The organism is Paraburkholderia tuberum STM678 (assembly GCF_902833905.1).
GTDB classification, from domain to species: domain Bacteria; phylum Pseudomonadota; class Gammaproteobacteria; order Burkholderiales; family Burkholderiaceae; genus Paraburkholderia; species Paraburkholderia tuberum.
In genome coordinates this window covers 45,818-56,521 of record NZ_CADFGP010000048.1, presented here as the reverse complement: position 1 = coordinate 56,521, position 10,704 = coordinate 45,818, and the positions used below count along the sequence as shown (strand labels likewise).

The window sequence follows — 10,704 nt, the reverse complement described above, 5'->3', positions numbered from 1 at the left end:
ACGAAACGAAGCTCGCTGGAGCAATCCAGTCGTCAGGAAACGCCGGATACGTGATCCGTACGTCCGGTGTTGTGGGAGGACGGCGGGGGCAACCCCGCCTCCTACCCGATTTTATCGATGACGTGGCGATGCCGCCGCGCGACGCACGTCGTCGAGGCGGCGCGCTCGAAGTCAGCCCAGCGGTGAACGGCCAGCCGGTCGGCAGATCAGCGGTCTAGCCACTCAACGCGCAACTGCAACTCACCGGCCCAGCAATCTCACCGGCTCGCAAACGCAAACGCAAACGCAAACGCGAACCATCCGCCGCTGCTCGCCGACAGGCGACGCGGTCGGCGGCTCGCAGGCGTGTGCACCGCCGGCGCGCGTTTCGCGACCGCGAGGCGCAACGGTGTCGGTTTGCGCAGCAGCGTGCGCAGCGACAGACGGCGCGTGCCGCTCTGCTGGCGTAGCGCCGAGAAGAACGTATGGAACCAGGTGCGAAAGCCGTCGACGGCCTTCGCGTCGCGCCACTGCTCGCCGAGCGCGCGGGTGCGCGCGGCATGATGGCGCAGCGCCCGCAACATATGGCGGCGCGCGGGACGCGCCGCTTTCAGCGCGGCGCGGGTAAGACGGGTGCTCAAAAGAGTATGCATGGCTTCACATTTAGGCAATGAACCGCACGTCGGCGCGTGCACCGGATGTGCACGGACAAACAGCACCATATGTGCCAATGACGGGGTTGCGATGAACGGCCTGAAAGCGGGAAATTCGGTGCGGGTCGTGGCGCGGGAGATTGCGACGCGAAACACGGCGCACAGCGCAGCGAAGGTACAACGCGGAGAAATCGACGGCACGGGCCCTGACGGCCTGCGCACAACAGAAAACTGCGTAAGCGACGATTGACATGCGAGCAGGCTACATGGGAATCGTGACGTTAGAAAGTCGGTTAATACCCTGCGCGAACCAGATTTCTCCGTGGATCGAATCGTCGCGGATGCCAGTTTGCTGTCACCCTTTACGGGCGATTTGCGTGCGCGTTTGCCCAGCGAATGTGCGGTGCGGGCGCGCCGCGCGCTTGAAACCGGTGCATTGGCGCGCCGCGAAAAGCGAAGGCGACCGGCGCAAAAGATCAGCAGGACGCAGGAGCCTCTCGCGGTGAACCAACGCATCCCGATGGCGCCCGTTTTACAATCGAACATCAGTTAGTCGACAGTAACGGAACGCCATGTCACTCCATTCGAAGAAAGAGCAGATTCAAACGTTGCGGGAGCAGGGTTTTGTCGTCGTGCCAGGACTCGTGTCGCCCGAGCGTTGCGACGAGCTGAAGCGGATCGCGCAGCGGCAGCTGCAGGAAGCGGCGGCGCCGATCGAATTCGAAGCGGATTTGCAGTATCCGGGCGCGCCGTCATCGAAGGATGCTCCAGGCGGACATACGGTGCGGCGCCTGCTCGACGCGTACGGTCGTCACCCCGCGTTCGCGCAATGGGCGACCGCGCCCGAAATCCGTGGCTGGATGGAGCTGTATTTTGGCGAGGAGCCGCGTCTGTCGCGCGCGCATCACAACTGCATGATGACCAAGCACCCCGCGTACGGCAGCCTGACCGGCTGGCATCGCGACGTGCGCTACTGGTCGTTCGAGCGCGACGATCTGATGTCGGTGTGGCTCGCGGTCGGCCCGGAAACAGTCGATAACGGCGCGCTGTGGTTCGTGCCGCAATCGCACGGCGCCGCGTTCACATCGGACCGTTTCGACGAAGCGAAGTTTTTCCGCACGGATCTCGCCGAGAACGACGCCGCGATCCGCACGGCGGTGTCGCCCGAGCTGAAGACTGGCGACGTGGTGTTCTTTCACTGCAACACGCTGCACTCGGCCGGCAAGAATCTGAGCGACCAGGTGAAGTTCTCGCTGGTGTTCACCTATCACGGCGCAAGCAATGTGCCCCTGCCCGGCACGCGCTCGGCCGCGAAGCCCGAAATCGCGTTCTAGATTATTGTGGTCGCGGGCCTCGCGCCGACGCTCAGCGCTTGCGCCCCGACATCGCGATTCCCGTCAGCCCGGCGAGCGTCGCCACCACGCCCGCGACGATCAGCACGATCGCCTTGTTGCTCGGCGAGCCGGTAAAGAAGCGCGACACGTCGCTGCTCACCGAATTGAACGCCTGCCCGCCGAAATACAGCAGCACGATACCGCCGACAATCAGCGCGATCGAAATCGCTTTCGTCATCTGCACCTCCCATCAACCTGAACCGGCCAGAGTGTAGGTGAGCCGTGCGTGCTCGTCCATCCCGCAGACTGGTTGCGCTGCAAGCGCCGCGTCGATTGGCTAACATAGCGGTCCGGCCGCACCGCGGCGACACCACAACAACAAATCTCCCCAGCAGCATGCCTCCCGCAACGCGCGAATCCTCACGCCCGCCATCCTCGGGCGATCTCATCGACAAGGACACTAGCAATGGCTTACGAAGCAGCTTCAGAACGCTATTCGGACATGCAATACCGCGTCTGCGGCAAGTCGGGTCTCAAACTGCCGGCGCTGTCGCTCGGCCTGTGGCACAACTTCGGCGACACCACGCCGATCTCGACGCAGCGTGACATCCTGCGCACGGCCTTCGACCTCGGCATCACGCACTTCGATCTGGCGAACAACTACGGCCCGCCGTACGGCAGCGCGGAAACCAACTTCGGCCGTCTGTTCAAGGACGATTTCAAACCGTATCGCGACGAGTTGCTGATTTCGTCGAAGGCCGGTTGGGATATGTGGCCCGGTCCGTACGGCCAGGGCGGCGGCTCGCGCAAATACGTGCTCGCGAGTCTCGATCAGAGCCTGAAGCGCATGGGCCTCGATTACGTCGACATCTTCTATTCGCATCGCTTCGACGCGCACACGCCGCTCGAGGAAACCGCGGGCGCGCTCGCGAGCGCGGTGCAGCAGGGCAAGGCGCTGTATATCGGCATCTCGTCGTACTCGTCGGCGAAGACGCGCGAAATGGCGAAGCTGCTCGCCGAATACAAGGTGCCGCTGCTGATCCATCAGCCGTCGTACAACATGCTGAACCGCTGGATCGAACACGACCTGCTCGATACGCTCGATGAAGTCGGCGCGGGCACGATCGCGTTCACGCCGCTCGCGCAGGGATTGTTGACCGGCAAGTATCTGAACGGCGTGCCGGAAGACGCACGCGTCAACAAGCCGGGCGGCGGTTCGCTGAAAGACGAGCATCTGAGCCCGCGGAACATCGAGCACGTTCGGAAGCTCAACGACATCGCGCAGCGCCGTGGTCAGAGCCTCGCGCAGATGGCGCTCGCGTGGGCGTTGCGCGATCCACGCGTGAGCTCGGTGCTGATCGGCGCGAGCCGCGCGGAGCAGGTGCGCGAGAACGTCGGCGCGCTGAAGAAGCTCGCATTCTCGGCCGACGAACTCGCCGAAATCGATCGCTATGCGACCGAAGGCGGGATCAATCTGTGGGAAAAGCCGTCGACGGATCAGGCGATCTGATCGCGTGAGGAGCCGTCCGCGCAACAGGCGGACGGACGCAAGGGCAAAACGAAGCCGCACGCTCAGCGTGCGGCTTTTCTGCAGGTATTTCGCCGCGCCGCTACACGAGCGCCGGCAGACCCTCGACCAGCGCCACCGCGCACATCACACCGATCAGCGCGCCCAGCACACGCAGCCCGTTGTGTCGCAACTCGGTCTTGCAGGGCAGCGCGCCGACGAATAGCGCGCCCGCCAATGCCATCGGAATGACCAGGATGAAATCGCCGATCGTAAAGTAGGTCATCTTCGTCTCCTCCCATGCGGGATGGTTGCTATGTCGTTCCAGCAGAGGCCGCGGCTTCGAAATCATGCCGCGCCATTGCACGAATCGAGTATAGGAGACCGATCGAGCGGCGCGACGGCGCCAGCCGGCGCGTCGGCGCTTATTCGTAAGCTGCTGAACCCAGGCGCGGCGCGGCCCGCGGCGATTGGCGCGGCGCAACAAAACGCGGCGGAAAATATCAAATGTTCGCTTACGCAAGCCTTTCGTTTTGCCGCCGATCCATGCGTGTTGGCTGATTGCGGCCGGCTCGCGGTGCGTGCACCGCGCAACGCGACCGATGCGCCGGGCTATTCGCGCCCGCGCAGGCGGCTCGCCGCGATCAAGCCGATCACGAGCAGCGCACCGACTAGCCCGACGACGCCGTTCCAGCCATGACCGGCCCACACATGGCCGCCATACGAACCGACCAGGCTCGAGCCGATGTAGTACGCGAGCAGATACAGCGCAGCGGCCTGGCCTTTCGCGTCTTTCGCCAGACGCCCGACCCAGCCGCTCGCGACCGAATGCCCGGCAAAGAACCCGAACGTCACGCAGGCGATACCGGTCGCGATCGCCGCGAGCGGATGCAGCATCGTCAGCGCGAGGCCGAGCACCATCAGCAGCAGGCTCCCGATCAGCACGCGCGCGCGGCCGAACGAGTCGGCCATGCGCCCGGACCATGGCGACGCGACCACGCCAACCAGATAGACGATGAAAATCGCGCCGATCTCCGTCTGATTCAACCGATACGGCGGCGCGAGCAGCCGGTAGCCGATGTAGTTGTACAGCGTGACGAAGCTGCCCATCAGCACGAAGCCGAGCAGGAACAGCAGCGGCAGACCCGGTCGCGTGAACTGGCGCAACAGCAGCGTGCGGTGATGCGCGAAGCCGAGCCCCCGGCGCGGCACGAAATGGCGCGACGGTGGCAACAGCGCGCGGAACGCGAGCATCGACAGCAGGCCGAGCACGCCGATCGTGCCGATCGCGATGCGCCACGAAAACAGATCCGCGACCACGCCGGTGATGACCCGCCCGGCCATGCCGCCGATCGCCGTGCCGCCGACGTACAGGCCCATCGCGAGGCCGAGGCCGTCGGGATGCACTTCCTCGGCGAGATAAGCCATCGCGACGGCCGGCACGCCGCCGAGCGCGAGCCCTTCGAGCGTACGCAGCACGAGCAGCTGGTGCCAGTGCGGCGCGACCGATACGCCAATCGTCAGCACCGACGACACCGTCAGCGACAGCGTCATCAGCTTGTGCCGGCTCCAACCCTCGGAGACGAAACCGGCGACGAAAATCGCGAGCGCGAGCGCGGCAGTGGATAGTGACAACGACAGACTGCTTTGCGCCGGCGTCACGTTGAACGCTTCGGAGAACGACGGCAGCAGCGGCTGCACGCAGTAGAGCAGTGAGAACGTCGCGTAGCCGGCGAACAGCAGCGCGAGGCTGGCACGCCAGTACGCGCGCGAGCCGCGTTCGAGATAAGGGATGTCCGACACGGTGGTGGTGCTTGCGCAAGCAGCTGAAGCTGCGCCGCGGGAGGGAACGGCAGATGCGGTCCGCTGGGATGGCGGCGGCAGGGTCACAACAAAACTCCTTGGGTCACACGGAAACGCGCAAAAGTGTTAAGGATACGCTGAAAACGCGTTTCAAGCCGGCGTCGCGGGCAACGTGGCGTGCCAATGGTGACCCGCAGCGCTCCATCCGCAGCACGTCGCGCGCCTGTCTCCCGGCGCTAGCCGTGCGCCCCGGCTTCACTGCCCGGCGCCGGCGCCCGCGTCGCCCCCGAAGTCGCCGTCGACGGATGCACGAGCGCGTCGTCGCCCGGCACTCGGATGATGATCAGGGTTCAGCGCGATCAGGATGTCCGAGTCGGATGTGCCGATCGTGCCCGTGTTGCTGTACGAAAGGGTTGACGCCCGACACCGGCAGACCGATGTTGTCGATGATCGAATGCAGTTCGCCGGCCGGAATCAGCTGACGGATGCGCGCATCGACACGATCGGTCAGCACCGCGGTTTCCTCGACGCGCATGCCGGTTTTCGCGCGCATGTGCAGCGCGATCGTGCCGGCATCGACGGCGGGGAAAAAGTCGCGGCCGATAAACGGCAGCAACAGCAGCGACGCGCAACAGCACGCGAGAAACAGCGTGACGAACAGTCCCGGTCGCGCGACTCGCGCTTCGAGAAATACGCGGTAGCGCTCGCGCAAACGCGAGAAACCGCGCTCGAACGCGTAGTGCATGCGCATCAACGGATTGCGCGTTTGCACCGGTGCGTGATGTAAATCCGCGGGCTTGTGGTGATAGCGCAGCAGATACTTCGCGAGCGTCGGCACGAGCGTACGCGAGAAGAAGTACGACGCGAGCATCGCGAACACCACCGCTTCGGCAAGCGGAATGAACAGATAGTGCGCGACACCGGTGAGCAGAAACATCGGCACGAACACGATACAGATCGACAGCGTCGACACCAGCGTCGGAATCGCGATCTGATGCGCGCCGTCGAGAATCGCCTGTTCTAGCGTCTTGCCCTGTTCGAGCTGATGGCTGATGTTTTCGATCGCGACGGTCGCATCGTCGACGAGAATCCCGACCGCGAGCGCGAGGCCGCCGAGCGTCATGATGTTGATCGTCTGACCGAGAGAGGACAACGCGATGATCATCGATGATCAGCGTCGTGCGCCAGTTGCCGAGGAACAGCAGAATCATCAGGCCCGTCAGGCACGCGGCGATCAGCGCTTCACGCAATACGCCCTGCACGGATGCACGCACGAACAGCGATTGGTCGGCGACGGGGTCGATATTCAGCGACGGCGGCACCAGATTGCGCAGCGTCGGCATCATCGTCTTGATGCGGTCGACGATATCGAGCGTGGACATTCCGTGTGTTCGATATCGTTGACCGCCACCGACAAGCCGCGCTCGTAGTTCAGCGCGATGCGCCGCTCCATTTCGTCGGCGGGCAGGCCGTTATACGACCCGATGACCGAGAGCACCGGAATATCGATGTTCGGAAAGATGTCGGTGGGCGTGCGCAGAATGGTCAACGGTCCGACGATCAGCAACAGCAGCGCCAGCACGACGAACGTATAGGGGCGCCGTAGCGCGAGACGAACGATCCACATGACTAGCGCAGACGGATGAAATGAGCGGCGAGCGCGCCGCGCGGATCGGAAACGAGGCGCGCACCTCGGCGCGAAGGCAGGTGCGAAGCCGCGCGGCGCCCGCATCTGGCAGATCGTTCCGGCCGTGCACGTTTTTGATGTCTCCCCCCGCAGGGTTTATGATGGTCTGCATTACGACGTCTGACGCCGAGATAATCGGCCGTGCGCAGCGTAATGGGAATAGGGCGAAACGACGGGTGAAAGCCTTCTATTCGCCTTCCCAAAGCCCCGCAAAGCGGGAACAATGACTCGAACCTCTTACGCGCCATGCGCGCGACAGATTAAGTGCGCACGCAACGTCAAATGCGAAGCGGCGTTTTTATCATCACCTCGACCGGCGTGAAATCATAAAGCCGGCTAAGGGAAGCGGGGAATTATCATGGAAGTCGGTTCCATTGTCCGATCGGTACATATCGCCGTGCCGCAAGGCGCGCGCGGAATCGTCATGCGCATTCTTGGCGACATGGCGATGGTGGCGTGGTACGCCGGCGAGCCCGGCGCCTCGCAGCAACTCAATACCGAACCCTTTTTCCTGGAAGATCTGATCGATACCGGCGACCTGATACGTCCGGCCGGCGCGCAGACGCATTGAACGAGAGGCTTACCGGTTGCTCATTGCCGTTGTGTGACCCGCAGGTGCGGGCTGTAGTGATGCTGTAAGGTCAGATCGGCTCGCCAGCATCGCCGTGGGCCGATGCGCGCGTCGATTCACGGCGCGTCCCAAATCAGCCCGTATTTCTAGCGATGCCACCCACGCATTGTGAGTCGTCGCCCTCGTCTTTACCCGCGGCGCGGCGCACAATGCGGGGCATGAACGACACCATTCCCGACAATTCCTATCCCGAGGCCGGCGCCGATGGCGCCGTGCCATTCGCGCGGCTCACGCCGGAAACCGTGCTCGACGCGATCGACGGCGTGCTCGCAACGACCGGCGTGCGTACCGACGGCCGTCTGCTGCCGCTCAACAGCTACGAAAATCGCGTGTATCAGGTCGGCGTCGAAGACGGTCCGCCCGTGGTCGCGAAGTTCTATCGTCCCGAGCGCTGGAGCGACGCGGGGATTCTCGAAGAGCACGCGTTCGTCGCCGAACTCGCCGCGCGCGAGATCCCGGCCGTGCCCGCGCGCGTGCTCGATGGCCGCACGCTGCACAGCTTCGACGGCTTCCGCTTCTCGGTCTTCGAGCGACGCGGCGGTCGCGCGCCGGATCTCGACCGGCGCGACACGCTGGAATGGCTGGGGCGTTTCATCGGACGCATTCATGCGATCGGGCAGACCCAGGACTACGTAGAACGTCCCACGCTAAACATCGACACGTTCGGCTACGAGCCGCGCGACTTCCTGCTCGCGCACCGTTTCGTGCCCGACGATCTGCGCACCGCGTGGGAAACCGTCGTGAATCTCGCGCTCGAAGGCGTCGAGCGTGCGTTCGAGCGGGCTGGCGAGATTCGCAGGCTGCGTCTGCACGGCGACTGTCATCCGAGCAACGTGCTGTGGACCGACGCGGGCCCGCATTTCGTCGATTTCGACGACAGCCGCATGGGGCCCGCGATTCAGGATCTGTGGCTGCTGTTGCCGGGCGAGCGTGCGGAGGCGTCGCGCGCGCTGGCCGATCTGCTCGCCGGTTACGAGGATTTCTGCGAATTCGATCCGCGCGAGCTGTATCTGATCGAAGCGCTGCGCACGTTGCGGCTGATTCACTATCAGGCATGGCTCGCGCGCCGCTGGAACGATCCGGCGTTTCCGGCCGCGTTTCCGTGGTTCAACACGCAGCGCTACTGGGAAGATCGCATCCTCGAGATGCGCGAGCAGATCGGCGCGATGCAGGAAGGGCCGTTGTGGCCGGTTTGACGTGTTGACGGTCAAGGCGCCTGCGACGCCACATTCGACGACTCCACCAACGTCGATCTGACGATTACCTCCGCGCGCACGTCCCGCCCAATCGCTTCGATCGCGGGACGCATGCGCGTGAAATCGTCGGGCGTGCAGACGTCGCCGTCGAAATGGGTGGCGCCGTCGCGCGTCATCGTAACCACGTTGCTGCGCGGGTCGAACGCGTACTGCGACGTGAAATCGACGAAGCGGTCCTGCGTGCGTTGCGCCTCCGGCATGTCGAGCACGCGGAAATTGGCCGGCAGTTCGATGCGCGCGCGTTCGTGGATCGCGAGGTTGTGGCACACGAACGGCTGCGTGCGCTTGCGTTCGCCGAGCCAGTAGCGCGTGTCGGCTTCGACGCCGCCGCCGAGGCTCGTCAAGGCCGGAATCGAGGCCGTCATGCCGGTCACCACGAGACTCTCGAGCGTGCCTTTCATCGTCAGCGTGAGCGGGCCGTCGGCCGCGCTGAGGTCGCTCGTCGTCAGCGTCGCGGTGCCGCGCAGATTCGCGTTGCGTAACTCGGCCTGAATCGATTCCTCGCGTTGCGCGGGCGTTTGCGTGCGCAGCCGCGCGCGGGCCTGCTCGGCATACGGCCCGGCATCCTGCAGCCGATACGTGAAGCTCGCCGAGCCATCCGGTTCGATCTTGATCGCGAGATCGGTGCTGCGCGACATCTGCGCGGTGGCCGGCGTTTGCGCGAGCACGCCGTCGCCGATCAGCACGGTAGGACGGTCCATGTCGGACGAAGGCAGAAAACCGAATTCGACGTTCGACGCGGTCGAATCCGCGTACATCTGCAAATCGGGCAGCCACGTGATCGCATGATTGATGACGCCGTAGCCCGGGACGCTCGGCAGCGTGTAGATCGTGCCGCTGCTGATCAACGCCGGCTCGTTGCGCACGCCGAGCGCGTCGAGCAGCGCGCCGTAGAGCGCGACGTGGTCCTTGCAGTCGCCATAGCGGTTCGCGAGAATCGCGCTCGCGCTGTGCGGCACGACGGCGCCACGTCCGACGTAGATCGCGACATAGCGGATATTGCGGCGAACCCAGTCGTACAGCGTTTTGGCTTTGTCGTGTGGGGTGTGATCGTGCGCGGTCAGCTGCTGCGCGAGCTGGGTGATCGCGACGTCGTGCGCGCCCGGGTCGGCCGCGGAACTGCGATAGGAGGCGGCGAACGCGGCATAGCTTGGGAAGGTCGACACCATCAGCCGATCACCGTACGACACGTACGCGACCGAGCCGCGTTCGAGCCGGTCGAAGTGTGCCTTGTCATAGCGGAATTCGTAACGCGTGCGGCCGTCGCGCGTGACCGGTGTCACTGCGCTGAAGCCGCGCGCGTCCGCATACAGCGGCTTGTCGGCGGGCAGGTCGTAGATCAGGCGGAAGTTGCGGGTCGGCGCGAGATCGGGTGGCGTGAAGTCGCTGAATTCGCCCGGCACTATCGGCTGACGCTGCGTCTTGCGGTACGTCAGATGCACGCGCGCGCCGGGTTCGACCGCGGGGAACACGATCACCTTTTCCTGGATGTCCTGGAACATCGGCGCGTCGAACGAGCGGACTTCCTGCACGTCGCGGATCTGCTCGGGCGCAACGTCGTGACGCTTGCCGTCGGCGGTGACCGTGTAGGCCTCGAGGATCTGCACGTCGGCCATGTTGCGGTTGAACCAGACGTATTGCTGAGCGACCCGCTCGACGCCGGCTTCGTTGTTCACGCGCAGCGTCATCGAATCGAGCTTCGCATACGAGCCGTCAGCGTTGACGGTGAAGGTCTGCGTCTCGCCTTCGTTGGTGTAGGGATCGTCCAGGTTGAGCGGCGCGCTCGCGCTCGCGGCGTGAACGCCGGCCAGCCAGCCGGCGGAGGCAAGGACCACGAGGCAGAGTCGCATGACG

General features: G+C 64.5%; 11 protein-coding genes and 1 pseudogene. 6 read left to right on the top strand and 6 right to left on the bottom strand.

The annotated features are described in order from the left end of the window. Positions 1-257: 257 nt before the first annotated feature. Positions 258-632 (bottom strand): hypothetical protein, encoded by a 375-nt coding sequence (locus HWY30_RS31200; protein ID WP_090802621.1) that lies wholly within the window; start codon positions 630-632, stop codon positions 258-260. A gap of 91 nt (positions 633-723) precedes the next feature. Here HWY30_RS31200 and HWY30_RS31195 point away from each other — a divergent pair, with 91 nt between their 5' ends. The 3 genes from HWY30_RS31195 to HWY30_RS31185 all read left to right on the top strand — a co-directional run bounded on the left by HWY30_RS31195 (position 724) and on the right by HWY30_RS31185 (position 1,966). Further along, positions 724-882 carry a hypothetical protein gene (locus HWY30_RS31195; RefSeq protein ID WP_167368613.1) on the top strand — a complete coding sequence of 53 codons (159 nt, stop codon included), beginning with the start codon at positions 724-726 and terminating at the stop codon, positions 880-882. Positions 883-954: 72 nt separating this feature from the next. Beyond that, the gene (locus tag HWY30_RS31190) at positions 955-1,185 is read left to right on the top strand and encodes a hypothetical protein (protein WP_143037129.1); all 231 of its coding nucleotides are present in this window, start codon (positions 955-957) and stop codon (positions 1,183-1,185) included. A gap of 19 nt (positions 1,186-1,204) precedes the next feature. Continuing rightward, positions 1,205-1,966: a phytanoyl-CoA dioxygenase family protein gene (locus HWY30_RS31185; RefSeq protein ID WP_090802623.1), complete on the top strand. Its 762-nt coding sequence runs from the start codon at positions 1,205-1,207 to the stop codon at positions 1,964-1,966. A gap of 31 nt (positions 1,967-1,997) precedes the next feature. Here HWY30_RS31185 and HWY30_RS31180 read toward each other — a convergent pair whose 3' ends face one another. Further along, the gene (locus HWY30_RS31180; RefSeq protein WP_018419114.1) at positions 1,998-2,204 is read right to left on the bottom strand and encodes a DUF3185 family protein; all 207 of its coding nucleotides are present in this window, start codon (positions 2,202-2,204) and stop codon (positions 1,998-2,000) included. Positions 2,205-2,432: 228 nt separating this feature from the next. Between HWY30_RS31180 and mgrA the strand changes: the two genes are divergently transcribed. Further along, positions 2,433-3,476: an L-glyceraldehyde 3-phosphate reductase gene (gene mgrA / locus HWY30_RS31175; RefSeq protein ID WP_090802624.1), complete on the top strand. Its 1,044-nt coding sequence runs from the start codon at positions 2,433-2,435 to the stop codon at positions 3,474-3,476. Between the two features lie 100 nt (positions 3,477-3,576). Here the strand turns inward: mgrA and HWY30_RS31170 are convergent, their stop codons facing one another. The 3 genes and pseudogenes from HWY30_RS31170 to HWY30_RS31160 form a co-directional block, all read right to left on the bottom strand. Then, complete coding sequence (locus tag HWY30_RS31170) at positions 3,577-3,759, bottom strand: hypothetical protein (RefSeq protein ID WP_090805541.1); 183 nt, start codon at positions 3,757-3,759, stop codon at positions 3,577-3,579. A 326-nt stretch (positions 3,760-4,085) separates the two neighbouring features. Continuing rightward, positions 4,086-5,276, bottom strand: coding sequence for an MFS transporter (locus HWY30_RS31165; RefSeq protein ID WP_244145078.1), 1,191 nt, complete (start codon positions 5,274-5,276; stop codon positions 4,086-4,088). Positions 5,277-5,558: 282 nt separating this feature from the next. Beyond that, positions 5,559-6,903: pseudogene (locus HWY30_RS31160) on the bottom strand (efflux RND transporter permease subunit); the annotation flags it as partial. A 418-nt stretch (positions 6,904-7,321) separates the two neighbouring features. Between HWY30_RS31160 and HWY30_RS31155 the strand changes: the two are divergent. Together HWY30_RS31155 and HWY30_RS31150 are read left to right on the top strand one after the other, a co-directional pair. After that, entirely contained in the window at positions 7,322-7,534 is a 213-nt protein-coding gene (locus HWY30_RS31155; RefSeq protein ID WP_018419122.1) for a hypothetical protein, read from the top strand. Positions 7,535-7,743: 209 nt separating this feature from the next. After that, positions 7,744-8,790, top strand: coding sequence for a serine/threonine protein kinase (locus HWY30_RS31150; protein ID WP_425199413.1), 1,047 nt, complete (start codon positions 7,744-7,746; stop codon positions 8,788-8,790). 11 nt (positions 8,791-8,801) lie between these two features. Here the strand turns inward: HWY30_RS31150 and HWY30_RS31145 are convergent, their stop codons facing one another. Beyond that, complete coding sequence (locus tag HWY30_RS31145) at positions 8,802-10,700, bottom strand: DUF3857 domain-containing transglutaminase family protein (RefSeq protein WP_090802631.1); 1,899 nt, start codon at positions 10,698-10,700, stop codon at positions 8,802-8,804. Positions 10,701-10,704 lie beyond the last annotated feature (4 nt).

Bases quoted from the DNA above. Each gene is read 5' to 3' on its own strand.
- HWY30_RS31200 (WP_090802621.1), bottom strand. From the start codon at position 632: ATGCATACTCTTTTGAGCACCCGTCTTACCCGCGCCGCGCTGAAAGCG.
- HWY30_RS31195 (WP_167368613.1), top strand. From the start codon at position 724: ATGAACGGCCTGAAAGCGGGAAATTCGGTGCGGGTCGTGGCGCGGGAG.
- HWY30_RS31185 (WP_090802623.1), top strand. From the start codon at position 1,205: ATGTCACTCCATTCGAAGAAAGAGCAGATTCAAACGTTGCGGGAGCAG.
- HWY30_RS31180 (WP_018419114.1), bottom strand. From the start codon at position 2,204: ATGACGAAAGCGATTTCGATCGCGCTGATTGTCGGCGGTATCGTGCTG.
- mgrA (WP_090802624.1), top strand. From the start codon at position 2,433: ATGGCTTACGAAGCAGCTTCAGAACGCTATTCGGACATGCAATACCGC.
- HWY30_RS31170 (WP_090805541.1), bottom strand. From the start codon at position 3,759: ATGACCTACTTTACGATCGGCGATTTCATCCTGGTCATTCCGATGGCA.
- HWY30_RS31155 (WP_018419122.1), top strand. From the start codon at position 7,322: ATGGAAGTCGGTTCCATTGTCCGATCGGTACATATCGCCGTGCCGCAA.
- HWY30_RS31150 (WP_425199413.1), top strand. From the start codon at position 7,744: ATGCGGGGCATGAACGACACCATTCCCGACAATTCCTATCCCGAGGCC.
- HWY30_RS31145 (WP_090802631.1), bottom strand. From the start codon at position 10,700: ATGCGACTCTGCCTCGTGGTCCTTGCCTCCGCCGGCTGGCTGGCCGGC.